Source organism: Bradyrhizobium sp. INPA03-11B, from assembly GCF_040446015.1.
Classification (GTDB): Bacteria; Pseudomonadota; Alphaproteobacteria; order Rhizobiales; family Xanthobacteraceae; genus Bradyrhizobium; species Bradyrhizobium macuxiense_A.
In genome coordinates this window covers 1-25,182 of sequence record NZ_JASGSR010000027.1, presented here as the reverse complement: position 1 = coordinate 25,182, position 25,182 = coordinate 1, and the positions used below count along the sequence as shown (strand labels likewise).

Sequence of the window (25,182 nt, the reverse complement as noted above, 5' to 3'; positions counted from 1 at the left end):
ACGAACTCCGGCACCACTGCGCAGTTCCATTGCTGGCGGCCGTTCGTCATTGGCCATGCCGCAATCTGGCGCGGCGGCGGTGGCCGGTGGGAGTGACAAGTGTGTCGGGATTTTCGCGCATGCGCTCCGATCGGTTCGATCTCCTTGCATGGTACTTGCACTCTGCAATCATCTGTGCGAGCCTCCAACCATGAAACAGACCGCGCGTGCTGCCGATGATGGCCTGAAGCTGAGCGCCTGGCTGCCCTATCGCCTGTTCCTCGTCGCGGCGCAGGTCGCTCGTCCGCTCGAGAGCTTCTACAGCGAGACATTCGGACTGAGCCAGGCCGGCTGGCGTATCCTCGCCGTCATCGCCGAACGGGACGCCGCCAATGCTTCCGAGATCGGCCGCGCCTGCGCGCTCGATCCGTTCGCGACCAGCCGCGGCATCGGCCAGCTCACGGAGCTCGGCTTCGCGGTGCGCCGCGCCGGCAAGACCGACCGCCGCTTCGCCGCAGTCAGCATCACCCGCAGCGGCCGGACCGCCTTCAACCGGATCGCGGCGCTCGGCAGCGCGATCGAGGCGCGGCTGCTCGCCCGCCTCTCGGAGAGCGAGCGGGCCACGCTCGATTCCACTCTCACCCGGCTCGAGGACGAAAGCGCGCGGATCGATGCCGGCGGCTGGCGCACGCTGCTCGAGGATGCCGGCGCGCCATGACCGCCGCATTGTTCGCGCTGACCGCACTGCTCTGGGGCGGCGGCGCGCTGGCAACGGCGATGCAGGCGGGTGTCACACCGGCGCCGTGGTCGGTGGCCCTGCGCATGGTGCTGGCAGGCCTCGTCCTGCTCGGCTACGGCCGGCTGCGCGGCGTGCCGCTCGCGATCCCGCGCAAGGATCGGCCGGCCGTCGCGTTGCAGGGCCTGCTGTTCTTCGCCATCGCCTTCATCGCCTTCTATGAAGCGACCGCGCGGATGCCGAGCGGGCTTGCGGCACTGGTGCTCTCGACCTCGTCGCTGTTCGCAGCCGTGATCGCGCGCGCCGCGCTCGGCGTCCCGATCTCGTCCGGCTTTGTGTGGGGCGCGCTGTGCGGCATCCTCGGACTTGCGATCATCTTCCTGCCAGGCGCCAGCGCGCACGGCGCTGCGCCGCCGGCGGGTTTCGCCTGGGCGCTCACCGCGGCGGTCGCGACCGGTGCCGGGACGACCGTCGGTGCGCGCAACCAGCGCGCCGGACTGCCGGTGGTCTCCGTGCTGGCGTGGGGCGCCTTCGTCGGCGCCGCGGCGAGCGCTCTGTGGGCGATCGCGACGGGCACGCCATTCACGGCCGACGTCTCGCTCTCCTACGCAGCGAGCTTCCTCTATCTCGCGGTCGCCGCATCTTGCATCACCTTCATGTTCTATTTCGAGCTGGTGCGCCGGCTCGGCCCCGGCCGCGCCGCCTACACGCTCGCACTCGTGCCGCTGGTCGCCCTCGTGCTGTCGGCGCTGTTCGAGCACCTTGCGCTGGGCTGGCCGGTGCTCGCCGGCGCCGCCGCGATTTTGGCCGGCAATGTGCTGGTGCTGGCGCGGGCCTAGATTGAATGCGCCTGCGATCGCGCACCAATTGACGCCGCAACGATATCTGACTAAAGTCAGATATATGCTCGACCCCGTTTCCCGCGTCCGCCGCTTCAACCGCGCCGTGACCTCCGCCGTCGGCGCGCTCGACACCTCGTTCCTCGGCCGCGGCCGGCCGCTCGGCGCCGCGCGCGTGCTGAACGCGATCGGGCATGGGCGCACCGATGTCGGCGAGATCAGGGATTATCTCGGGCTCGATTCCGGGCTGATGAGCCGGCTGCTGCGCAGCCTCGAGGACGAAGAGCTGATCGAGACCACCGCGCATGAGAACGACGCCCGCCGCCGCATCGCCAAGCTGACATCGGCAGGCAAGCGTGAGTTCAACGCCTATGAGGCGATCTCCAACCGGCAGGCGAAGGATTTTCTGGGCCACCACAGCCAACGCGAGGCGCTGCTCGCAGCGATGGATTTGATCGCCTCGGCGCTCGGGCGCGACGCGACCGCGCTGCATGAGATGGACCCGCGCAGCGACGAAGCGCGCTACTGCCTCGGCGAATATTACGCGGAGCTGGCGCGGCGCTTCAAACAGGGTTTTGACGTCAAGCTGTCGCGCGACCCCGATGCCAAGGACATGGTGCGCCCGCGCGGCAGTTTCATCGTGGCGATGTCGGATGGTCTGCCGCTCGGCTGCGTCGGGCTGAAAGGCACCGCGGCCGGCGAGTACGCGGAAATCAAGCGGCTCTGGGTCGCGCCCGCCGCGCGCGGCCTCGGCCTCGGCCGCCGCCTGATGGACACGGCCGAAAACGCCGCGCGCGAGCTCGGCATCGCGGTGCTGCGGCTCGACACCAACAGCGCGCTGGCCGAAGCCGGTCAGCTCTACCGCCGGACCGGCTGGACCGAGATCCCGCGCTTCAACGACGACCCCTACCCTGACCTGTTCTTCGAGAAGCGGCTCTGAGCGGCGCCCCCGCGCGGGTTGTCCAACGTCCGACGCTGGCCTAAGACGCTCGTATGACCATTCGCCCCATCGTCCGCTATCCCGATCCGCGGCTGGCGCTGCCGGCCGAGCCGGTGACCATGTTCGACGACGCGCTGCGCGAACTGGCAGCCGACCTGCTCGAGACCATGCGCGCGGCGCCCGGCATCGGCATCACCGCGCCGCATATCGGCGTGTCCCTGCGCGTCGTGGTGCTCGAGCTCGACGCGCGTGAGGGACCGCGAACCTATGTCAATCCGGAGATCATCTACGCCTCGGACGACATGATCCTGCACAAGGAAGGCAGCGTCTCGATGCCCGGGGTCACCGACGAGGTCGAGCGGCACGCGCGGGTCCGCATCCGCTACCAGGATCTCGACGGCAACATGCAGACCGAGGAATTCGACGGGCTGCGTGCGGTGTGCCATCAACACGAGATCGACCAGCTCGACGGCGTGTTCTGGATCCGGCAGCTGTCCCGTCTCAAGCGGGAGCGCCTGATCAAGCGATACGAGAAGATCTCGCGCGGCTAGCCGAACGTTACCCTCCCGCCATCAAATCCTTCGCCAGCGCCATATACGCCGGCAGTGTCACCGGGTCGTTGGCGGCATTACCGGCGGCGTGGTGCGAGGCGTAGCGCGCGATCACCATCTCGGCCTTCGGATCGATGTAGATGCCCTGGCCGTGCACGCCGCGCGCCATGTAGGCGCCATGCGCATTGTGCGTCACCCACCACTGATTGCGGTAGGACGCGCCGGGCAACGTGGTGTAGCCGGCCGGCTTGAACTTTTCGGGATCGCCGCCGCGCGCGATGTCCTCGACCACTTGCGACGGCACGATCTGGCGGCCGTTGAAGCGGCCGTGATTGCGGATGGTCTCGCCGAAGCGGGCGAGATCGCGCAGCGTGGTCGACAATCCGCCGCCACCGCTTTCGGTGCCGATCCGGTCGACGTGGTAGTGGGCATCCTCCTCGGCACCCATCGGCGCCCAGATCTTCTCGGAGAGCAGATCCGACAACGTCATGCCGCTGGCGCGCCTGATGATGAAGGCCAGCACGTCTGAATTGACGGTCTTGTAGGTGAAGGCCTTGCCGTGCTCGCCCTGCTTCTGCTGCGCGCAGAGGAAATCGAAGATGTTGGTGGCGCCCTCATAGCCCGGCGGGATCGGCGCCATGCCGTTGGCGCGCCGCAGCCCCCAGACATCGGAATTCCTGTCGGTGTAGACCTCGGTGTATTTCAACCCCGTGGTCATATCCATCGCCTCGTGCACGCGGGCATCGGCGAATGCGCTTCGCTTCAGCTCCGGCACATAGTCCGTGATCGGCGCCTGCGGATCGATCTTGCCCTCGGCGACCAGGATGCCGGCGAGCGTGCCGGTGAACGATTTCGTCACCGACATCGCGATATGCGGCTTGTGCGGCTTCAAGGCGCCGAAGTAACGCTCGTAGATCAGCTTGCCCCGATGCAGTACGGCGATTCCGTCGGCATAGCTGTCCTCGAGCATGCGCGCGAAGGTCTGCAGCCGGCCGTCCATCGTCACCGATGCGGAGGCGCCGATGTCGTGATCCTCGCGCGGCAGCACCGACGCCGGCCCTGCCCCGCGCCAGACATTCACCGTCGGCACCAGCTGGCGGATGTTGCTCCAGGCCCAGCGCAATTCGGGGAAGCTGCGGAACGAGCCGTCCTGGAACGTGACCGTCTTGTCCTGCGGCGGCGGAAAGCCCTGCATCCAGCCGAGCGTCTCGGGATCGCTCTCGGCGGCGGTGGGAGTTTGTTGTTGATTGGGGGCGGTCGCGACGGACATCAAAGTGGGCTCCGGTGGAACGATGTTGACATCGGATCATGGCATGCCCTCACGCCAGGAACATCCCATGTTTGCGCCGGGGTGATCGTCGCGGCGAGCGCATGCCGGCATGCGTCACGATAGTTTTGCCAACGTTCGAGCCTCGGCTGTGCCATCATGACGTCCCACCGAAGCGTGAGAACTTGGCAATGGATATCACCCTGCGCGGGATCTTTCTGACATCCGAGACGCCGGAGGCGACCGCCCGCTTTTACGAAGAGGTCGCCCGGCTGCCATTGGAGAAGATCGGCGGCAACGGCGGCTACGTCTATTGGCGCCTAGATCGCGACAACATGCAGATCGCCATTCATGAGGCGCGTGCGTTTTCGGACCATACCTACCCTGCAGACCATGGCTCGAACCTGACGCATCTCTACTTTCACACTCCCGACCAGCCCGCGTTTCTCAAGCACCTGGAGGGCCTGAACGTGTCGCCTGTCTCGACGGATGCGGTGGTCGTGACAGTCGCCGATCCGGACGGCCGCAAGGTGATGTTCGGAACGGCATGAGCGCGTCGCGGCCAGCACGGCTCGTTAACGTCCGCTCGCCGCCTGCTCGATCACCGCGATATCAATCTTCTTCATCGTCATCATCGCTTCCATCGCGCGCCTGCCGGTCGCACGATCGGCGGCGTTGACGAGCTCGAGCAGCCGCCGCGGCGTGATTTGCCAGGCAAAGCCCCAGCGGTCCCGGCACCAGCCGCACGGCAGTTCCGCGCCGCCGTTGGACGTCACCGCATTCCAGTAGCGATCGGTCTCCTCCTGGCTGTCGGTCAGCACCATGAAACTGACCGCCTCGTTCGGCACGTAGTTGGAACCGCCGTTCAGCCCGACGAAGCGGCGGCCGAGCACGGTGAACTCGACCGTCAATTCGTCGCCCTGCCCGATGCCCGGGATCGGCGACGCATGCCCCGCATCGACATGGCTGTCGGGAAAGGTCGCGGCGTAGAAGTCCGCCGCTTCGCGCGCGCGGCCCTGGTCGAACCACAGGCATGTGACGAGATCGGTCATGTGCAGTCTCCTTGTCTGCACGGAGGACGATTGGCGAAGACGCCGGCCGACAGGCTGACGAAAATAATTCGCGGGAACTGCGTTTGTGACAACACCGCCTCTCCACGCACCACTGTGGTTCTGGCCTTCGCCAGGACGACCGTGGGGATAGTTCGCAATGCAAGATGTCGGACAACGCGCTGTCATCACCCGCGAAAGCGGGTGGTCCAGTATTCCAGAGGCGATTGTGCTTGAGCCGAGAAGCCGCGGCGTATTGGATCGCCCGGTCCCGTCCTCACCAAGGCTTCGACGAGGCCATGAACCCCTGGCGCGCCGAAGCTTTAGCGGAGGCGGCGAGCCGGGCGATGACAGATGGGATGAGGGCACATCTCCGCATTCTCGCGACATGAATCGTCCGAGCTTTGCTCTTCGATTAGCGTCGAGGCAACTCAGTCGCGCGACACGGACAATCCTGCGAGAAGCGGCGCGTACGCGGCGAGCCTGCGCGAGACGAACTCGGTGAAGAGCCGCACGCGCTTGGTCTTGCGCGTCTCCCCCTGGGTGAGCAGCCAGAGCGTGCCATGCATGTGGAGGTCGGTGCCTGGCACCCTCGCCAGCAGGGGGTCGGCATCTCCGACAAAGCACGGCAGTGTCGTCATCCCGAGCCCTTGCCGGACAGCAGCGATCTGCGCCTCGCCGTCCGTGGTCCTGAACGGAACCCCCGTGGTGCGAACCTCACCCTCGCTTGCCCAGTCCGGGATGCCATGCATGCTGATGACGATCCACCTGACAGGATCAGGCGCGCCGGCGCGCCACGCGGCCAGTCGATCGCGGGACACGTAGACGCCGCCGAACAGCTCCGGCCCCTTCAGGCCGTGAAGATTGAGCGGCAGGGTCTTGCGGTCGTAAACGACACGGATCGCGACGTCGGCCTCTCGGTTGGTCAGGTTTGCCAGTTCGCCGGACGACAGGATTTCCATCTCGATGTCCGGGTGCAGACGCGCGAAATCGGCGAAGTCCGGCATGAGCAGGTGTGTCGCGAGGGTCGGTGCCAGCGTGACCCGCAGCAGCCCGCGCACGCCCTGGTCGCGCCCGAAGACGCGCGTCTCCAGCTGGTGCGACGACGCTTCCATCTGGTCCGCGAGCTCGAGGACCTCCTCTCCCGCAGCCGTCAAGCGGTAGCCCGAAGGCAGCTTTTCGAACATGTGCGCCCCAAGGCGTTCCTCGAGCTGGGCGATACGTCGGAGCACGGTGGAGTGATTGACCCCGAGGCGCTCGGCGGCAGCCCGCACCGAGCCTCCGCGCGCGACGGCAAGAAAGTAGCGAACGTCATCCCAGTCGATCATGGTGCAATCCGGCACCGCATGGTGCGCCTTCCGAAGCCCGCGTCTAACACATCGAACAGCAATACGGGCTGTCATCATAGCCTATGTCGACGAGCGCGGCCCCGTTCCGAACGGCGGATACCAATCATCGCGGCTGGCCGTCAGTAGTCCAGCCGGATCGATTTCGCACCACCGATGTGCGCGCTTCCGCACTCAACGCCCGACTCCGGCGGACCCATGTTGGCCGTCACGGGGGCCTCCCCCGAACGACTGAAAGCGGAACTGAAAGGAGAAGTCATGGGAAAGCTTGAGGGTAAAGTTGCAGTCATCACAGGTGGATCGAGCGGCATGGCGCTGGCGAGCGCCAAGCGGTTCGTTGAAGAAGGCGCCCATGTTTTCATCACGGGCCGGAGGCAGGAGGCACTCGACGCGGCCGTCAGGCTGATCGGCCGGAACGTGACCGGCGTGCGCGGCGACGCGGCCAATCTCGACGACCTCGACCGCCTGTTCGACACGGTGAAGCGGGACAAGGGCAAGATCGACATCCTGTACGCGAGCGCCGGCATCGGCGAATCCGTCCCACTGGGCGAAATCACCGAGCAGCATTTCGATGCGGCCTTCGGCCTGAATACGCGCGGCACGCTGTTCACGGTTCAGAAGGCGCTGCCGCTGTTCAGCGATGGCGGATCGATTTTCATGACCGGGTCGGTCGCCTCGGTGAAAGGCTTTCCTGGTTACGGCGTGTATGCGGCGAGCAAGGCGGCGTTGCGCTCCTTCGCACGCACCTGGCTCAACGAACTGAAGGGCAGGAATATCCGGGTGAACGTGCTCAGCCCGGGGCCGATCGCCACACCGATGCAGGACCAGGTCCTCACCGAGGAGGCGAAGCGGATGTTCGAATCGCTGATCCCGCGGGGAAAGATGGGTCGCCCTGAGGAAATCGCGGCGGTCGCGGTGTTTCTCGCTTCCGACGAGTCCAGCTTCGTGAATGGCGTGGAGCTGTCTGTCGACGGCGGCTTCTCGGCCATCTGAAAGCGGCAATCAATATCAACGCGGATCGGAGAAACATCATGAGCTACGCGATTGTAGGATTCGGCAAGGTCGGCCAGGCGCTCGCCCACGCCTTCGCACGCAAGAACATCGACGTGACCGTCGCAAGCCGCCGGCCGCCCGAGGCGTTGGCGCCGCAGGCTCAGGCGATTGGACCCAATGTCGTCGCCAAGTCGCTGCGGGAAGCGCTCGCGGCCGACACGATCATCCTGGCGGTCCCGTTCGAGGAGCATCGCGAGGTCGCGAAGGCCCTGCCGGACTGGAGCGGCAAGACGGTGATCGACACGATGAACGCGTTGCTTCCGCCTGAGGAGCTGGACGGTCTTCCGTCCTCCGCCTTCGCCGCGAAGGCGTTCGCCGGCGCCAGGTACGTGAAAGGCTTCAATCACCTGATTGCGGCCAAACTGGCTGCCGACCCGATCGTCGAGGGCGGCCACCGGGTGGTCTTTCTGTCCAGCAACGACGAGGACGCGACCGCTCCCGTGGCGGACTTGGCCAAACAACTCGGGTTCGCACCCGTTAAGCTCGGAAAGCTCAACGAAGGCGGCGCGCTGGTGCAGGGACGCGGCGGCACTTGGGGCCAGCTCATCTTCCAGGATCTGTTCAAGAAGCAGCAGTAGTCGGACGGCCGGCAGCCGGGCAGCCCGCATGAGCAGAGCGACATGCGGGATGCCATCTTGCGCGTTGGAAGAAAAGCTACCCGGATATCGCCGCGCTCATCCGGGCTACGCTTGCTGCCGCGCCTTCAAGGAGAGCACCGGCCTCTCGCCCCATGCCTGGCTGCGCCAGCACCGGCTGGAGCGAGCGATGCAGATGCTGCGCGACGGAAGCGTCGGTCGTGACGATCGCCGCTGCGCTTGGCTACGCCCCCCAAGACTTCTCTTGCGGCCGCATTCAAACGGCTGACCGGCGATACCCCGACCGATTGGCGTCGCCGCACGCGCTCACAGCAATCGCTCTGCAATGGCCGCAACGGCGCTGGGGCACCGGGGCACCAAACCCGCTAGATGAGCACCGTGCCCATGCCAACACCGGAGAAAAATGGCCTGGACGGTTCCAATGAATTCCTCGATTTCAAGCGTGCTGGCGATTGTGCTTGGTCTCGGGCTGGCGTCCGGAAACAGCGCGTGGGCGCAATCAGCGGCGGCGCCCGGCGAAGCGGGTGCAGCCTACCAGGATATGCCGGCGATCGCCCCGATCGGCGTCCGCGTGGACCACTATCTGCCGCTCCCGAACTCCACTGCAGTGCCGGCGGTGGATCCCGCCAAAGGCTACCGCCTCCAGCAGCTGGGCCATGGTCTCTACATGGTGACCGACAATGGATACCAGTCGATGTTCCTGGTCTACGACAACGGCGTCGTGGTGATGGATGCGCCGCCCAGCTATTCAGCACATCTGAAGCAGGCGATCGCGGAAGTGACGGATCGGCCGATCACCCATTTGATCTACAGCCATGCTCATATCGACCATATCGGCGGCGCGGCAGATCTTGGGGGACACCCCATCATCATCGCCCAGGACGAAACGAAACGTCTACTCGTTCGAGCAAACGATCCGAAGCGGCCCGTGCCCACGATCACGTTCAAGGACCGATACACGCTGAAGGTCGGCAGCCAGGTCTTGGAGCTCAGCTACCACGGTGTCGCCCACGAGCCCGGCAACATCTTCATCTGGGCGCCGGCGCAGAAGGTGCTGATGGTGGTCGATATGGTCTTCCCGGGTTGGATGGCCTGGTCGGGCTTCGCCGACGCGCAGGATATCCCTGGCTATTTCGAGCAGGTCGCCGAGATCGACAAGATTCCGTTCCAGACCTTGGTCGGAGGGCACGTGGACCGCGTCGGGACCCACGCCGACGTGCGCGAACAGCTCGAATTCATGAATGACGTCAAGTCGGCCACCAGGACGGCGCTTCAGACCACCGCCCCGTTCGTCGGGATGGCTGCTGCAGACAAGGCCAACGCCTGGGCAGTGGCCGACAACTACATCGACCGCGTGGTGGTCAGTTGCGTCAACGCGGTGACGCCCAAATGGCAGTCGCGCCTGGCGGCGTACGACGTTTTCATCTGGTCTCAGTGCTTCGCCATGCAGCAGAGCCTTCGGATCGACTGAACGCTCGTTATATCGGCCCGCTGACTGGGCGTTGGAAAAGGAGGATGACATGGATATCGGGTTGAAGGGGCGGCAGGCAGTGGTCTGCGCGTCGAGCCGGGGGCTCGGGCGGGCTTGTGCGCTGGAACTGGCGCGGGCCGGTTGCAATGTGGTGGTCAACGGCCGCGACCAGGCGACGCTGGAGCGGACCGCCGACGAGATCCGGACCGAGACCGGGGCGAAGGTGATCGCCGTCGCCGGCGACGTCACCACCCGCGCTTGCCAGGACGCGCTCATGCAGGCCGCGCCCCGGGTCGACATCCTGGTGAACAACAATGGCGGCCCGCCGCTCCGCGACTTCCGCGAGATCGATCGCGAGGCACTGCTGGCCGGCGTGGTCGGCAACATGGCAGCGCCGATCGAGTTGGTGCAGCGGGTGATCGACGGCATGGTCGAGCGGCGCTTCGGTCGCATCGTCAACATCACCTCGGCCACGGTGAAGATGCCGATCGCAAGGCTCGACCTGTCGAGCGGCGCCCGAGCCGGGCTGACCGGCTTCCTTGCCGGCGTGGCGCGGTCGGTGGCGCATGCCAACGTCACCATCAACTTCCTGCTGCCTGGGGCCTTCGAAACCCGCCGGCGCCGCACGAACGAGCAGGCAGCAGCCGAACGGCGCGGTGTTCCGATCGAGACCGTGCGGCAGGAGAGCCAAGCCGAGATTCCCGCCGGGCGCTACGGCGACGCCTCCGAATTCGGTGCTGCCTGCGCCTTTCTGTGCTCGGCCCAGGCCGGCTACATCACCGGGCAGAGCCTCCTGATCGATGGCGGCGCCTATCGCGGGATTTTGTAGAGCTAGCCGTGTAGCCCGCATGAGCGCAGCGACTCCGCTCAACCAGATGCCTTGGCCGGTTCGGACATCTTTATCCGGTTCTCGACGCTGGGACGCTCCTGCATCCTCGCGTACCATGCCGAAAGAGCCTCGCACTCCGCCGGCACAGCCACCTTCACGAGTCCCGCGAAGATCAAGCCGCCGATGATGGTGATATCGGCCATCGTGAACGCCTCGCCGGCGACGAACGGCTGCCGCTTCAGAATGCCGTCAAAGTAGTGCATCCCCTTCAGCGCCTTGTCGCGCTGACGGAACCCCCATTCGGGGTTCTGATAGATCTCGACATGAGGCCCAAGACCCGGCGTGGCGTGGTGAAAATAGACACTGATGGGGTCGAGCAGTTCCAGTTCGGCGCGCTTGCTCATCATGTGGATCACGCCCTTTTCGCGCGGCGTCCTGCCGGTCAGCGTCGGCGCGCCATCGAGCGCGTCGAGGTATTCGGTAATGGCCGTGCATTCGCCAATAAAGGTGCCGTCGTCGAGTTCGAGCACCGGCAGCGTGCCCGAGTAGTTCTTCGCGAGGAATTCCGGTTTCTTGTGTTCGCCCTTGTAGAGATCGACCAAGACGAACTGCACGTGCGATCGCAGGTTCTTCTCGGCCAAGGCGATGCGAACGCGGGCCGGATATGGACCAGTCGGCCAATCGTAAATCTTCATCACGACTCCAATTTTGTCTACCTGTCACTTGGTAGGTCCGATATGAATACTTCACATCTGGCTGGTCAAGCCCTACCTGTCACTTGGTAGATAACGAAGCAGTGAGAGGACGAATGAGTTCGAGCGCTCGGGAGGCCATCTTGGCGGCAGCAAAGCGGACCGCGCAGGCGCGCGGCTATGGCGGCTTGAATTTCCGCGATCTCGCCGACGAGGTCGGGATCAAGGCCGCCAGCATCTATCACCATTTCCCGAGCAAGGCCGAACTCGGCGTCGCCGTCGCGCGGCGCTACTGGGAGGACACCGCCGCCCAGCTCGAGGCGATGCTTGCGGAAACGGCGGATCCTGTCCGCTGCCTGCGTCGATATCCCGAGGTGTTTCGCAAGGCGCTCGAGAACAACAATCGCATGTGCCTGTGCAGCTTCATGTCCGCGGAAGTCGACGACCTGCCGGACGCGGTGAAGCAGGAGGTCCAGACCTTTGCCGACGTCAACGTGGCGTGGCTGAGCAAGCTGCTGGTGGCGGCGCGCCTGGTCAGTGCAAGAAAGAGCGAACAGCGCGCCCGCGCCATCTTCGCTGCCGTCGCCGGCGCGCAGCTGATGGCCAGAAGCCGCTCGAATATTTCGCTCTACGATTCCTTGATCGACAGCTATCGCGCCGCCGGCCTGCTGCCGGCGTAGCTCATCCATGGCTCGATGATCGATGTGGTACATCACGCCTCCTCGGCCGATCCGCCCTGCCCGCTTCAGCGGCGCGCGGGCATGAAACCGCATTCTCGCGACTGAACCGTCCGAGCTTTGTGCATCGTTCGGCCCTCTCGAAGCAGAGGGCGCAGGGAAAACCGGGTGCCGATCGCACCCATGGGCCCCGAGCAATGGGTAGGAAGCTCGGGGGTAGGACCACAGGTGTAACCGGAAACAACCCGGCTTTCCCTGCGCGATGGGCTACGGCTTACTTCGTGCTCTCCCCGGCGAGACCAGGCTTCTTTGTCACCGTCTTCGCCACGCGCACCGCGCAATGTGAAGAGACACCTGCCATGAGGGCGTCAGGACCACACGACTTCGCCGTCCGCCTCACGCGCACTCGTCAGTCGCGCATTCAGCGTCCACCGCATCTCGCCCCGCGTTCGTGACGATCGCGATCCGCCCCTCGTATCGGGTGAGACGCGCATATTGAACAGCTGAGTTGGGTCAAACGCCAAGCGGAATATTTTCTTATCCGCGGATTGACAGGTTTTGGTGAGTTGCCCGTCGGGGTGATTTGTCGCAGGGGGTGCGGCGGGATTTGATTTGCGTCACAGGCAAATCAGCACATATCGCACGATCGGCATGCAGGCGGTCGCGACGCGCAGAGAGAGGAGTTCGCCCATCGGGGCGACGCTTGCTGTCATCTGGGTAACGGACAACAGTCAGCCGCGCCCATAGAGCCCTTTCGGCCGCGGTATTCCCGAGTTCTCATTCAGCTTGTTGAAGAACTGCATCAGGAAGGCGTCCTGCTCTGCCTTGTCGAAGGACCGGAGCGTTCCGTTGTGCTCGACGAAGTCCTTGTGCATAATCGGCGACGATCGATTTAGCGGGTAGCCGTTATGCGCAATCTGCCGACCCGCTATCCCCTCTATGCCAACCTCCACCCTAATCGGCAACGGGACCTTCGACACGTCGCGCATGAACCTCAGGTATGCGTCCAGCTCTGTGATCAGGATGTTTTCGATCGGAAGAGTGAGGATAGCCTGTTGCTGACCAAATTCGCCTTGCCGAATGTAGTCTGCATTGACCCCCCAAATTTCGCCGTCACGAGTATACTGGGCGATAGCGTCGATATTGTGCGTTGCTCCTGCCGGCGAGAAAAAGCAGACACCATATTTGTTCTGCCGCACGCTTTCCAATCCTTGTGGCAGAGTGAAAGGTCCAAATCGCCCAATGTTGTCGGTTAGTAGATCGATAGCGAGCGGATGCGGCAACGCGGTAGTAGGACTTAATTTCAACCAGAGCACCTTACGGAACGGCATGACGTATCTGGCTTCCTTGCCAGGCCAGCCCTTATCTTCGGCTAGAACTTCTCCCTCGCTGAAGAATATCCCACGTCCAATTTTGGGCTTCAGTCCCTCGAACGAGACAGCGACTGGCTTGGGAACGTACTCCTTCAAAGCCTCGACCAACACCGCGACCAATTTCTTCTTCTCAGTCTCAATCTCCTTGCCCGTCGCGGTCGGCGCCAAATTATACATGATGGGACCGCCCTTACCTCCGAGGTCGAACGGCATGTCAGCGCGCTTCCCATAGTGGCTATTCATAACCATCAACACATGATCAGTCCCCTTGGATTTCAAGGCATAGCCGAGCTCGATGGCAACGTTCGGGTTCATCAGAAGTTTGCCATCTGACTCCACTCCTTCATCTGTTCTATGAGGGACGCCCTTCCCCACCGGCGTTACGTCCCCCACGAAGACGGCGGCTCCATCAATCTTCTTTAGAATTTCAATGGCCAGGTCTGGGCTGCCCTTGAGGTTCTTACGCCCGTAATCGAGCTGGAGCTTTCCGCCTTGGAAATCTTCATCAGGTTCATCGATTTCTTCAGTCTGGTTGATCTGAGCAGCCGCGGCTTCCAAAGCGCCGCGAATGAAATGTCGTGCAATCTTGCCCGGCAAGTCGAACTGCCAAGCCCAGAATATTTTCATCGGCCGCCTCCAAACGAAAAGACGTGGGGGAAATCGCCATATTAGCGAACTCAGGACTGAACGCCACCCCACGTTGTCAGCTAAAAATCCTGTCCAATATCCGATCTCGGGAATCAACTAGGTGCCCGCGATATGGCGTAGTAAAACTCAAGTCCATTCAGATCAGCTAAACTCGTCACATACTACGTGCACGGATACCGCAATGCATATCTCTAAGATTGAAGCTGCACAGCGACAGTTAGATACAGCAATTGAGCTGTATCTGCATGAATTCGATCTGCTGTCTATCCACACGTTAGCGTGGGCAGCATTCTCCATTCTGGTGAGCTATGACAAAGCCACAAACGCGGGCGGTGTGTGGGCGAAACACGTTCGTGAGAACCCCAGCGAGGACGCCAGGAAGATGGCGAATTTCCTTAAGCATGCCGACCGCGACCCGCTCGAACATCTTGGCGAACTGACGGATGAGTACACTCACCATCTTCTTCTTGAGGGATGCAAGCTGTACTTCGAACTGACCAACACCCGCACGCGGCCGACAGACGTCTTTTACTGCTATGACATTTTTCTCGATGGTGAAGCCCAAGATCGAGAGCTAGGCCGCAAAGACCGAAGTAGAAAACCACCCACTAGCGAAGAGATAGCGGAGGACGAACGCATCCATCTTAAGGCCAAGGAAAAACTGCTCGGCGTTGCACGACACTTTCTCACCGCTCAAGATTGCGCGTGGAGCGAGTGCCCTCCGCGCAGCTACGGCAGCGAAAGCCACTTGCCGGCTAGTAGTTTGGACGAAGCACAGAAGACCGCATCGGCACGTCGCACGAAGTGGAAAGGAGGTCTCTGATGGCAAGTCGCCGGCCTCCTGCCTTTGGCTCATCAAATACGCGTCGTTGAGGAAACACTAGAGATTCCTACTTACCTTCAACCGCGCAACCCCGGATAGTCAGGCGATACGCGAGACACTACGCTACGTACAGAGCTAAGTTCATCCGGGCAAAGCGCCCCCAAACAATAAGCCATCCCGAACATTAGGTTTGGCGCTTGTTGCTTCTGCGCGAGGCCCGGTCTCAGCGCGGTCGGTCAAGGCGAAATTCATTGTCAGGGACGTCCACGCGCCAAACAGTGAGAGGACGCACGATGAAGTCATCGTCATAATGATCCAGACGACAATAGATTTCAGCAATCTGCACTGTGGCGACATACACGGCTCTATTGGTGAGCCCGTGATACTCAGCGTGGTGCGCAGCATACCAGATCGCCTTATCTAGCGATGGCGTCCATGACATGCCCATGGTGTGAATTGGCCCTGCGCAGCCGCGGAACAATGTTAATCGATCACCTCTTGATCGATTGACCTGCTCGCCCAGCGGTTTGAGCTCAAGGAGTCGGTTACGATCGCAAGCGTCGAAGACGGCATTGACGATCGAAAGACCATGGGCCGCCAAGTTGGATGAATGCACGTAGGCGGCGAGCCACGATTCTTCGAGGACGCCCAGCTTTGCTAGCGTTTGAAAATTACGAACGATGAAGTCGAGTGCCGTTTCTGGGATATATCCAGCGAAGACTTCTCCACGATCAATCGCCGCTCTAACTGATATAGCGTCCTCTTTATCAATGCCTTCGAAGTCTAGTCGGTCCGCGTGAACTCGTCTCGCGCGCAATGCCCTACTCCCACTCAATCATTCCGGACGGCTCCTCGTCGTTGATTTGCAAGCACAAATCTTCAAGTCTGACGGACAAATCCCGACGGTATACCCGCTACAATTCTTCGGTGTTGAATTCACAGAAAAAATTGCTCCCCACGATACCCTGGCAATTCCGCTACCTATCGGAGCCTATCGACTGGACGGCGCGCCGCGTGCGAAATCAAGACTGACACCGCTCACACAGGCACAAAACCTCAGATACCGTCAGAGATCAGGAAGGCACCTTTTTCTTCCGCGACGCCGCTTCGCCCACTGCTTGTGCCAGTGGCGCACCTCTTTCCTGCCCAAGAACACCAAACAGCCTCGCTTGCTAGCCACCACTGCCCCGGCTCTTGATCCACAACGCAACGGCGCCAATCAGAGCCGTCAGCACCCCGCTCCACCAGATCGAACGCGGTCGTGCGGCGCTGATCGAACTGAGATAGAGGAACGCGCCAAGCGCGACGCCATAGTGCTTCCGAAATTCCCCACTTCTGCGAGCGATTTCAACGAGATCCGAAGATCTGGCCTCATGATTTGCCACCACCACCGCCTCACCTTTCTCTTTGCTCAGCATGATAAAAGTGAGTTGGGTGTCTCGTCGAGTCTTATTTCGTATTTTCCGAATAACGTGATCGAAGCATGCCGTGTCGCGACGCGAGAGGTAGAGGCCACCATGTCGTGACGCGAAGTGGCGCGGCTCACGAGAGTCCGCCTGCATCCAGCGGCGCGCAAAGGTTTCCGAATGGGTTTCTTCAGCCAGTTCCGGAGGGAAAGACGCCGACCCACCCGGATCCATCCACGCGCCATGGACCTATCCACAGGCACTGCAATGTCCGAACCAGTTTGATCGGGTAGACTGGCGAGCTTTCAACCAGACCGTCTGCCACCCGATATGACCGTTCAACCAACCCTCGCCGAGATCGCCGGCATGCTGGAGCAGTCGCCCGACTACAGGGTGCTTCGCCGGCTGGTTCCACGAGCCGAATTCACCCCGCCCGCCGGACAGCCAGAGAAAACCGCGATCCTGCTCGACGTCGAAACCACAGGCCTCGATACGGCCAAAGACGAGATCATCGAACTCGGGATGGTCAAGTTCAGCTATCTGGCTGACGGAAGAATCGGCCGGGTGGTCGATGCCTTCAGCTGCTTCAACCAGCCGTCGATCGCAATTCCCCCCGAGATCACCGCACTGACTGGCATCACCGACGAGATGGTGGCGGGCCACAGCCTCGATGAAGAGCATATCAACGCGTTCGCGTCCGATGCGGTCGTCGTCATCGCCCACAATGCCGGTTTCGATCGCAAGTTCATGGAGCGTTACGCGCCTCTGTTCGTGCTCAAGGCTTGGGCCTGCTCGGTCAGCGAGGTCGAATGGCGCCGACACGGCTTCGAGGGATCACGCCTGTCCTATCTTTTGGTGAAGGCCGGCCTGTTTCATGAGGCGCACCGGGCAGTCGACGATTGCCAGGCGCTGCTCGAGATTCTGGCAATGACCCTGCCCGAGCTCGATCGCACGGTGCTGTCGGTGCTGCTCGAGCGCGCCCGACGCAAGACGATCAGGATCTGGGCCGAGCAGTCGCCCTTCGAGCTCAAGGACGAGCTCAAGCGGCGCGGCTACCGCTGGAGCGACGGCGCCGATGGCCGGCCGCGGTCCTGGTACATCGACGTCGATGATGGCAATCAGGTCAGCGAAATCGAGTATCTGCAGGAAGCGATCTATCAACGGGACACCGAAATCCGGACCCAGATCTTGACCGCGTTCGACCGCTTTTCGGCGAGAATCTGAACGCCCCGCGCGTCAGCCGGGAAACTGCGGTTGGATCAGCGATACGATCATCCATCAACCGCCCTTGTGAACTTGGTGGCCCGGCGATCGGTAGCCTACCCGGCCGGCGTCTACCGCGCGTCTCTACAAGACTTTAGTCACGTCGCCATTGATCTCGCCCTCCGGTTGCGCCTAGTCTCTTCATTGCTGGGGAGAAATCGAGAATGAGACTTTTGAGTATCGCTGCGGCGTGTTTGCAGCTTGCTGCGACCACGAGTTTGTCGGGATGCATGGAGACTGCGGGTCCCACTTTCAACGGCCCATCGGGCAAACCGGTAAGCACGGCGAAATGCTACGCTTCGTCTGCCGGCTGCTTACAGCAAGCTTCACAGGCGTGTGCCGGCCCCTATCAGGTTCTCGATAGCGAAAGCCATTCCGGTGGTCTTGTCGCAGACCTTATGCCTGGACCGGTCACCTGGTACACACTCACTTATCAATGTGGCCCATCCGACGGGAAGATGCCGACATTTGCCTTTCGAGGACAGCAATTCGTCGATTCGCCCACCGTCGTCGTCAATACACCGGCGTCCTCGGCTCCCCTTTCACCGCCAATCACATGCCAATCGAGACGGGTTGGCGGAATGGTGCAGACGACTTGCTAATTGGTCGGGCGTCACGGCTGACGAGTAAGCGGCGAGATCAAACGCCAGATGGCCTCGGCGGAGTCGTGGGCATGTATGGCAGCATTTGCGGCCAAAGCCTGGGAATGAGACCGCAGGGATAAGCCTGCTCGTCCCGGCTTTTCCAAGGAACCATGTGGGCAATGTCGGCATTACCGACCTGCGGCGGTTGCACGGTTGCATTGATATCGCAGGTCTTCGACGGTGCCCAGGCCACGATCATCTTCTCCGAAGTTCAGAGAACGTGCAACGGTTCCGCGCGGACGAAAGCCTGCAAGTACCCCCGCCGTCCAAGCGCGTCAGCAGTCGCCCCCGACGCTTCGCGCAGCACAATACGTGCGGATGTCGTCCGATCCTCAAAAATACTCGATCGAAATTCAAATAGCCGCCATCGCTGTCTACGCAGCACGCCGAGGTATGGAAATCGTCCGCACCTATTCTGATCCTGGGCGCAGCGGTCTCACCATTGCGCGCCGTAAAGGCTTGCAGCAACTCATTGATGACGTCGACAGTGGACGGTCGGATTTTGATTGTGTCCTCGTTTTCGACATTAGCCGTTGGGGGCGTTTTCAAGACACTGACGAAAGCGCCTTCTACGAGTTCATTTGCAGACGTGCGGGAATATCGGTTCACTATTGCTCTGAAGAATTTGAAAACGATGGCAGCCTTTCATCTGTGATACTCAAGAACTTGAAGCGCGCGGCAGCTGCGGGCTTCAGCCGGGACCTGTCGCGAAATTCATTTATGGGTCAGTCGAATATCGTCGACCGAGGATATTGGCGGGGCGGAGCGGCACCCTACGGGCTGCGTCGGATGCTCGTCGATGCAAACGGCAAACGTAAAGGGGTGCTGGAGCGCGGCCAGCAGAAGAACTTGAAATCTGAACGGGTCGTGCTTGTCCGAGGGCCTAACTCGGAAGTCAAGACCGTCCGTCGCATCTTCTCGTCGTTCGTGATCCACAGGAAAAATAGGACGCAAATTGCGGAAGAGCTAAATGCTGAAGGCTTGTTAAGTCCCGGTGGAAAACGATGGACCGCGCTGACTGTCAGCAACCTTCTCGCGAATGAAACTTACTTAGGTCATATCGTTTTCAATCGCAGCTCAATGAAACTTGCCGGGCGACGTGTCGTTAACCCGCCTGAAATGTGGATACGCCACGACAACGCCTTCGAAGGCATCGTCGATCCGCGTCTTTTCGCTCGGACACGAAAGCGGCTCGCTGAAGTCGCAAACAACAAGAAGGAAACTGATCAGCAGTTGCTTGATAGTCTAGCGGCTCTCCTGCGACGAAGAGGCCGATTGTCAGTGCACATCATCCAGGCGGCAAAGGGCGTGCGTCACCCCGCTGTATACACAAACAGATTTGGCTCGCTCATGAGAGCCTATGAACTTGTTGGCTACAGGCCCGACAATCGGTACCGCTTTATGGAGATCGCCGTCGAAATTGATCGCACGATCTGCTCGGTGGTCGATGATATCATCATTGATCTTAGGGGGCGCGGTGTGAACGCCTCGTTTTTGCACGAACTGTATCTTGTTACGATTTCCGGAGGATTGACTGTATCGGTAGCAGTGGCGCGCGCCGTTTCGGACGGTGACACCAGGTCTCGCCGATGGGAGGTACGGAAGCTCAAGTACCAAAAGGCCGAACTTACGCTGTTGATTCGGATGGACGGTGGCAATAGCCGCATTCGCGACTATTTCCTTCTCCCGACCGCGGCGCTTCCGTTGACGAAGGACAGAAAGAAGCTACGCGTGTCGGATCGTCTCTTTAGTCGAATGCGGCTCGACAGCCTTGAGGCCGTTATGGCAGCCCTCTACGGCAGGCTGCGTACGTCGCGAGAAGAATGCAGCAGGATTAGCGCTCTCTCTCTCGCGAAACAGAATGAAAATGCAACCTTCCCGATCTCCTTCCCCAAGCTCGGTCAGATACCGGCACAAACAACAAACCGCTCCGCAAAAAAGTCGGGTGGCGCACGACACTGATCGAGCGCAAAATGAGACTCCAAGACTATCTTTGCCAGAATTTTCCTAACTTCATGTGCAACCTCTACTCAATCACGACCAACCAAGCTGCCATCCTGAATCTATTCCGCGTCGTCAACCGCTACGTTGGCACTTTGCGCCTGGGCAATCGCGGCGTCCGTGTCGGTTGACGATCAGTCCGCCCAGCAGGTAGATGCGGCCGCCATGGAAGCTCGCTACGCCGCCGCGCGCCAATTTGTTCCGAGCAGAGGCAGGAAGTGGCAGCGGCCGGCCGGCTCACGCACGAAGTTGGCATACCGCTCCAAATAACAAGCGATAGATCGTCGGAGCCACTGTTTGGTGCTTGACTGAGGCATAGCGCTAGCCGCGCTCACCACGCGTAACGCACCACTCCCTTTCCGGCATATGAGCGCGTAACGTTCGAGAATTCTCCTTCGAAGGTGGCTGCCAGCGACCAACCGCTAATCCACGTCACTTCGGCCGATCCAGTGACCAAAGCGGAATCGAACGCCATCGCGGCACCGTTCACCACGAAACTCGCACCTGGCAGCGTCTGGAATGTCGCGGCAATCGAACGATCCGGATTGAAGGCGTGGGCCCAGGCGGCGCGGCTGCGCAAGGTCAAGATGCCGTCCTGCATGGCGAAGGATTTGTCGGTGCGCAATCCGAGCTCGCTTCGCGTATCAGTGACACTCTTGGCGGTGTAGTTCAGCGCAAAGGTTGAGAGCCCCGAGACGATGTTTTCTGCGTAGGCAGGAAGATCGAATGTTGTGAACTGACCCGCCGCGTAAGGCGTGATGCCGACGCCATTTGCGGTCGGCGCAACAAAGCGATAGCCGCCCTCGAGCCGGCCGCTCCACGCATTGGCGTTGAACTCGGCGCGCAGCCGATCCACGCCAGTGGCCGTCACTGTACGATCGGTCGTGATGTCCTGCCAGCCATAGGCAACCGCGCCGACAAGGTAGGCAGGACCGGCGTCGTGCCGCACAAACGCGCCTGCCTGGAACAGATCAGAACGGCCGGCCCCAAGGCCATTGACACTAAAGCTGGTCCCGCCGCCTGCCACCGCAAACCCGGCGACGGTATCCGACGAAAATCGATAGTCAGCGCCAACCGCTGTGCCATAGATACTGCTGCGGGAGTCGTTGGAGCCGAGGCTTCGTGGATCGCCAGAGGTGTTCTGCGAGCCACCATAGCCCGCCGCCCAGACGCTCCAGCGCTGCGCGAAGATCTGCGCGCCCGGCAACGCTTTCATGTTCATCGCCGCATAAGCACCGCGCTCGCGCGTATCATAGCCCTTCGCCGCATAGGAAAGGCTCTCCTCGGCATAACTCAAGCTGCCACTGTGGCCGGCGACGTCTCCACGCCCGGACACGAAGGGATCGGTCAGCAGTCCCATAAACAGTTTCATGGCATCGAAGGTGGCTTGCTGCGAGCCTGTGGCGCCCTCACCGGACGCCTGGGTCAATCCTGCCGGGGTTAGCCCGCCGAGTGCGACTGGAATTCCGCCGGTCGTGTTGAAATAGTTGACAAGCGTATTGGCCACGTTTTGCTGATTAATGCTGAGTCCTGAGCCAAAATTCGGCGCGGCCGGCGGCATGAAGTTGAGCGCGAGGTCGAGATAGGCTGTGTTGGCGTCGTAGCTCAGGCTGGCCTTGAAGTTGGACGGAAGGTTCGTGTTCACCAAAGGACCAAACGTACCGTTCATCCCGCCTGCGGCGCTCAGGATCGTGTAGCGCTTAGAGACATAGCTTCCGTTGGCGTAGCGCGCATTCACCGTCGCGCCGCCCAGCGTCGCGATCCCGGTCACCTGCGCGAGCGATGACGTCGTCGGATTGAGGGACACCAGATACTGGGCGCCCGACTGCAGCGCCAGGTTGCTGTTCACGGTCATTGATGTGCCTGCGACGCCGCTCCCCGGGGCAAAGACGCCATTTGTTGCGATCGTAGTATTGCCAACGGTACCAATGCCGGTCAGCTGAGCGAGCGAGTTCACGGTTGTCATGCTGGACGACGCAATCGACCCGTCGACCTCGAGCACACCGCCGTTCACCATAGTCGTGCCGGTGTAGTGGTTGATACCGGACAAGACCTGCGTGCTGCTGCCATTCTTGACGATCGCAAGCCTGGGACTCGCTGCGCCGCCCTCACCGCTGACCCCGTCCCGCAACACGCCGGAAAAAGCATCCGTGCCGCCTTTCGCGCCAGTGATCGTCAGTACCGCAAGGCCGGAGGCGCCGGCGTTTTGCACCACGCCGCCGCCGGCGGCACCGTCAGCGAGCGAAGCGATGCTGTTGCTGAAGCCGCTAAGGGTCAGCGTTGCGCCCGCATTCACCTGAAAGGCCGAATTCGGGGACAGCGCAGTAGTCGAATTGGCGATCAGGGCCCCCGAATCGACATAGGTGATCGCGGAATAGCTGTTGTTTCCGGCGAAGATCACTTGCCTCTCGATGCCGACGCCCGTGCTCTCGATGACGAATTTGCCGCCGCTCGCCCCTGGCGCGTCGGTGATATCGCCGGTGAAGCGGAAGAAGCCCGAGCCGGAGTCCACTGTGCCGCCGTTAGCCGTGATCTGGACCGCATTGCCAATCACCCGTTCACTGATTCCGGCCTGGGCCTGCAGCTTGCCTCCGTCGAAAGTCAGTGTGCCGGTCCCGATCGCCGAGGAGGCGATGCCCGAGCCAGGCTGCCCCGGCGTGTTGAACACGGTGTCGACGCCGAGCTGCAGCGTGCTGGGGCCCGCAGAAGCGCCGCAGGTCGCGCCGCCCGATGCGCCGCAGATGGTTGTGCCACCTGAGTAGGTGTTGTGTCCGGAGAGAACCAGGGTGCCTCCCCCGTTGACGACGACATCACCCGGCACGACAGGAGGCCCTGGCGCGTCGCTAATAACGCCAGCAATGGTGGTGGTCGTACCAGGGGCAACCGTGAAGGTCGGATCGCCTGAGAGCTTGATGTTATTGCCGATGGTGAAGTTGCCGGCTGCGAAGGATAACTTCGTTCCTGCCGCCATCCTGACATCGCCGGTGCCAAGTGCACTGTCATTGCCGATGACGATGGTGCCGCCGTCAAGCTGCGTGCCACCCGAATAGCTGTTGGCGCCGGACAAGATCAGTGCGCCGGTCCCGATCTTTGTCAGGCTGCCGCCGTTACCAGAGATCGTGCCGGACACCTCAGTGCTCATGTTGAGCGATCCGGTGGTCAGATTCTTGGCACCGAGGACATAGTCGCCAGCGCCCGCGATCGACCCGACACTCAACCCGTTCGACGTCAATCCGGAGATATCGACAGTACCGCCCGCATTGGTGACGAGCTGCGCCGTCCCGCCGGTGCTGGTGCCGATGAAGAGCGTTTTGCCAAAGGCATTGGTGGTTATGACGGCGTCGCCTGCTGCAGCGGAATTAGCGAACTGAAGCGTACCTGAGTTTCCGGACGCACCGCTGACCACAAAGCTCGGATGATTGCCCGACTGATTGTCGACGCCAGCTCCGCCAATCACCAACGAAGCAGGTCCGCCAGCTCCTCCGGTGACATTGAACGTGAATGCAGCCGCACCATTCAGGAAGCGCAGCCCACCGACCTGCGTCGACTGATTGATATCGATTGTTGTGACAGTCGATGCCCCGAACTGCGCAATATCGGTCGCAGTCGGGACCGATCCCACTGTCCAGTTGGCGGCGGAATTCCAGTTGCTGTTGGCCGGTGTCGCCAACCAACCTGGTTGAACCGATATGACTTGCCGCGTTGCTGTTGCGACATCGTTCCAATTGAAGCTCGGCGTATTGGGATTGGTGCTGAAGAACATCTGGATCTGCTTCTGACTGGGGGTACTCCAGTCAACCCAGATGCGCTCGAAATTCAGCTGCAGGAGCGGGATATACGTTCCGAAGCCCGGAACAACGTTGGGCGTCGAGGAGAACGTCACGTTGCATTCGGCGGGCGTGCACGAGCCTGCAGAGGCGCTGCTGTTACCAAACTGGACCTGGCCCAAAAGGCCGCCGCCGTCGACGCTGATGCTTGTCCCGACGATAGAGAACGAGCTCGGCGATCCGACCGACGCCGGAATCGTGAAATTTGCCGGATTGATCAGAAACTGACCGCTGCCGTGAGACGACGAGAAGTCGATGTCCCAAAGGTCAGTTGCCGCAGCCGAACTCAGTTGAACACCGAAAGCCGCGGCAACAGAAAAGCCGGTCAACCAGTGACGACGCATTCCCATCCCCCGCGCCCTCTGTATCGTAGGTTGCAGCAGATGTCACGTACGCGTTGTCGCACCCGTGTCAACCGCGGCGCGGCCACTGGCGCGGTATAATACTGCCTGCTCCGCATGTATTGTGGGACCGGCGCGACGCCGGAGCCGCTCGGCGGGTGCGACCCCAGCTCCCGACTGGTCATCAGTACGTTGGCAATCTTTCTGTCTCAGTGTGGCTTGCGCTTCAACAAGTCTCGCGGCAAAGGAGCCGCACCTCTGCAAATTCAATAGAGCGGCACGCCGCATTCAACCGTTCCGCTTCTGCTGCGTGAAGTCCCTTGCAGGCGGATGATTCCTTGTCTTCGTTGCCCGCCACCACGCCAGTCGCTCGCAATAGCGCTTCACGAGCGCCGCGGCGGAGCTGTCACCGGTGACCACGATCTGCGGCGCTCAATCCCTCGACAACGTCCTCGCGATATTTGACCGTCCCGTTTGCGAGCAACGGCGTCATTTCGTCCAGACACTCCGGATACATGTGAAGGTAGTCTTCGAGCTGCATCCCTCACGTCGATTTCGCCGGTAGAGGATCAGATTCAGAAATTCCGGTAGGCGGCGGCCCCTTGCGCCAATTCCGCCTTTCTATTTGCGGCCATGCGAGAACGAGATCTACGCTGGTGTCTCGCTCACTCCGATCAACGGCCCTCTCAAGGCCCGCGGCGACGACTACCTTTGCTGGTCGCTGGCAAAGCGGAAATTCGCTCAAGTAGTGTGCGGCCTATGTCGGTAATCTCATACTTGACTGTCGGAGGAATGGTCACAGTTCTCGTTTCGATAATGGCGCCCTCTTGC

Annotated in this window: 21 protein-coding genes and 2 pseudogenes; 15 read left to right on the top strand and 8 right to left on the bottom strand. The window is 61.7% G+C overall.

Annotated elements, in window-relative coordinates; all coding sequences use genetic code 11:
- Positions 1-190 precede the first annotated feature (190 nt).
- The 4 genes from QMZ05_RS14025 to QMZ05_RS14010 all read left to right on the top strand — a co-directional run bounded on the left by QMZ05_RS14025 (position 191) and on the right by QMZ05_RS14010 (position 3,045).
- Positions 191-697 (top strand): MarR family transcriptional regulator, encoded by a 507-nt coding sequence (locus QMZ05_RS14025; protein ID WP_353701283.1) that lies wholly within the window; start codon positions 191-193, stop codon positions 695-697.
- A complete protein-coding gene (locus tag QMZ05_RS14020; RefSeq protein WP_353701282.1) occupies positions 694-1,554 on the top strand; it encodes a DMT family transporter in 861 nt (286 codons plus the stop codon). The genes QMZ05_RS14025 and QMZ05_RS14020 overlap by 4 nt, the downstream gene beginning before the upstream one ends.
- A gap of 64 nt (positions 1,555-1,618) precedes the next feature.
- Positions 1,619-2,494, top strand: coding sequence for a bifunctional helix-turn-helix transcriptional regulator/GNAT family N-acetyltransferase (locus QMZ05_RS14015; RefSeq protein ID WP_353701281.1), 876 nt, complete (start codon positions 1,619-1,621; stop codon positions 2,492-2,494).
- A 53-nt stretch (positions 2,495-2,547) separates the two neighbouring features.
- Positions 2,548-3,045 carry a peptide deformylase gene (locus QMZ05_RS14010; protein ID WP_353701280.1) on the top strand — a complete coding sequence of 166 codons (498 nt, stop codon included), beginning with the start codon at positions 2,548-2,550 and terminating at the stop codon, positions 3,043-3,045.
- Positions 3,046-3,052: 7 nt separating this feature from the next.
- Here the strand turns inward: QMZ05_RS14010 and QMZ05_RS14005 are convergent, their stop codons facing one another.
- Positions 3,053-4,315 (bottom strand): serine hydrolase, encoded by a 1,263-nt coding sequence (locus tag QMZ05_RS14005; protein WP_353701279.1) that lies wholly within the window; start codon positions 4,313-4,315, stop codon positions 3,053-3,055.
- A gap of 188 nt (positions 4,316-4,503) precedes the next feature.
- Between QMZ05_RS14005 and QMZ05_RS14000 the strand changes: the two genes are divergently transcribed.
- The gene (locus QMZ05_RS14000) at positions 4,504-4,863 is read left to right on the top strand and encodes a VOC family protein (protein ID WP_353701278.1); all 360 of its coding nucleotides are present in this window, start codon (positions 4,504-4,506) and stop codon (positions 4,861-4,863) included.
- Positions 4,864-4,887: 24 nt separating this feature from the next.
- On the opposite strand, the gene QMZ05_RS13995 is transcribed toward QMZ05_RS14000, so the two are convergent.
- Both QMZ05_RS13995 and QMZ05_RS13990 read right to left on the bottom strand, forming a co-directional pair.
- Positions 4,888-5,364 (bottom strand): VOC family protein, encoded by a 477-nt coding sequence (locus QMZ05_RS13995; protein ID WP_353701277.1) that lies wholly within the window; start codon positions 5,362-5,364, stop codon positions 4,888-4,890.
- Positions 5,365-5,792: 428 nt separating this feature from the next.
- Entirely contained in the window at positions 5,793-6,689 is an 897-nt protein-coding gene (locus tag QMZ05_RS13990) for a LysR family transcriptional regulator (RefSeq protein WP_353701276.1), read from the bottom strand.
- A gap of 276 nt (positions 6,690-6,965) precedes the next feature.
- Between QMZ05_RS13990 and QMZ05_RS13985 the strand changes: the two genes are divergently transcribed.
- The 5 genes and pseudogenes from QMZ05_RS13985 to QMZ05_RS13965 all read left to right on the top strand — a co-directional run bounded on the left by QMZ05_RS13985 (position 6,966) and on the right by QMZ05_RS13965 (position 10,656).
- Complete coding sequence (locus QMZ05_RS13985; RefSeq protein ID WP_353701275.1) at positions 6,966-7,700, top strand: SDR family oxidoreductase; 735 nt, start codon at positions 6,966-6,968, stop codon at positions 7,698-7,700.
- 38 nt (positions 7,701-7,738) lie between these two features.
- Positions 7,739-8,338, top strand: a complete 600-nt coding sequence (locus tag QMZ05_RS13980) for an NAD(P)-binding domain-containing protein (protein ID WP_353701274.1) — start codon at positions 7,739-7,741, stop codon at positions 8,336-8,338.
- Positions 8,339-8,453: 115 nt separating this feature from the next.
- A pseudogene (locus QMZ05_RS13975) lies at positions 8,454-8,662 on the top strand (helix-turn-helix domain-containing protein); the annotation flags it as partial.
- 115 nt (positions 8,663-8,777) lie between these two features.
- Positions 8,778-9,827: an MBL fold metallo-hydrolase gene (locus tag QMZ05_RS13970; protein ID WP_353701273.1), complete on the top strand. Its 1,050-nt coding sequence runs from the start codon at positions 8,778-8,780 to the stop codon at positions 9,825-9,827.
- A 49-nt stretch (positions 9,828-9,876) separates the two neighbouring features.
- Positions 9,877-10,656, top strand: coding sequence for an SDR family oxidoreductase (locus QMZ05_RS13965; protein WP_353701272.1), 780 nt, complete (start codon positions 9,877-9,879; stop codon positions 10,654-10,656).
- A gap of 38 nt (positions 10,657-10,694) precedes the next feature.
- On the opposite strand, the gene QMZ05_RS13960 is transcribed toward QMZ05_RS13965, so the two are convergent.
- Positions 10,695-11,351 (bottom strand): glutathione S-transferase, encoded by a 657-nt coding sequence (locus tag QMZ05_RS13960; RefSeq protein WP_353701271.1) that lies wholly within the window; start codon positions 11,349-11,351, stop codon positions 10,695-10,697.
- A gap of 113 nt (positions 11,352-11,464) precedes the next feature.
- Between QMZ05_RS13960 and QMZ05_RS13955 the strand changes: the two genes are divergently transcribed.
- A complete protein-coding gene (locus QMZ05_RS13955; RefSeq protein ID WP_353701270.1) occupies positions 11,465-12,028 on the top strand; it encodes a TetR/AcrR family transcriptional regulator in 564 nt (187 codons plus the stop codon).
- Positions 12,029-12,756: 728 nt separating this feature from the next.
- On the opposite strand, the gene QMZ05_RS13950 is transcribed toward QMZ05_RS13955, so the two are convergent.
- Positions 12,757-14,025, bottom strand: a complete 1,269-nt coding sequence (locus QMZ05_RS13950) for a hypothetical protein (RefSeq protein WP_353701269.1) — start codon at positions 14,023-14,025, stop codon at positions 12,757-12,759.
- A gap of 202 nt (positions 14,026-14,227) precedes the next feature.
- Here QMZ05_RS13950 and QMZ05_RS13945 point away from each other — a divergent pair, with 202 nt between their 5' ends.
- A complete protein-coding gene (locus QMZ05_RS13945) occupies positions 14,228-14,869 on the top strand; it encodes a hypothetical protein (protein ID WP_353701268.1) in 642 nt (213 codons plus the stop codon).
- Between the two features lie 223 nt (positions 14,870-15,092).
- Here QMZ05_RS13945 and QMZ05_RS13940 read toward each other — a convergent pair whose 3' ends face one another.
- Together QMZ05_RS13940 and QMZ05_RS13935 are read right to left on the bottom strand one after the other, a co-directional pair.
- A complete protein-coding gene (locus QMZ05_RS13940; RefSeq protein WP_353701267.1) occupies positions 15,093-15,686 on the bottom strand; it encodes a hypothetical protein in 594 nt (197 codons plus the stop codon).
- A 355-nt stretch (positions 15,687-16,041) separates the two neighbouring features.
- Entirely contained in the window at positions 16,042-16,509 is a 468-nt protein-coding gene (locus QMZ05_RS13935; RefSeq protein WP_353701266.1) for a hypothetical protein, read from the bottom strand.
- 96 nt (positions 16,510-16,605) lie between these two features.
- Here QMZ05_RS13935 and QMZ05_RS13930 point away from each other — a divergent pair, with 96 nt between their 5' ends.
- The 3 genes and pseudogenes from QMZ05_RS13930 to QMZ05_RS13920 all read left to right on the top strand — a co-directional run.
- The gene (locus tag QMZ05_RS13930) at positions 16,606-17,499 is read left to right on the top strand and encodes a 3'-5' exonuclease (RefSeq protein ID WP_353701265.1); all 894 of its coding nucleotides are present in this window, start codon (positions 16,606-16,608) and stop codon (positions 17,497-17,499) included.
- 863 nt (positions 17,500-18,362) lie between these two features.
- A complete protein-coding gene (locus QMZ05_RS13925; RefSeq protein ID WP_353701264.1) occupies positions 18,363-20,144 on the top strand; it encodes a recombinase family protein in 1,782 nt (593 codons plus the stop codon).
- A 53-nt stretch (positions 20,145-20,197) separates the two neighbouring features.
- Positions 20,198-20,281, top strand: a pseudogene (locus tag QMZ05_RS13920) (SOS response-associated peptidase); the annotation flags it as partial.
- A 233-nt stretch (positions 20,282-20,514) separates the two neighbouring features.
- Here the strand turns inward: QMZ05_RS13920 and QMZ05_RS13915 are convergent.
- A complete protein-coding gene (locus tag QMZ05_RS13915) occupies positions 20,515-24,354 on the bottom strand; it encodes an autotransporter domain-containing protein (protein ID WP_353701263.1) in 3,840 nt (1,279 codons plus the stop codon).
- Positions 24,355-25,182: the final 828 nt, after the last annotated feature.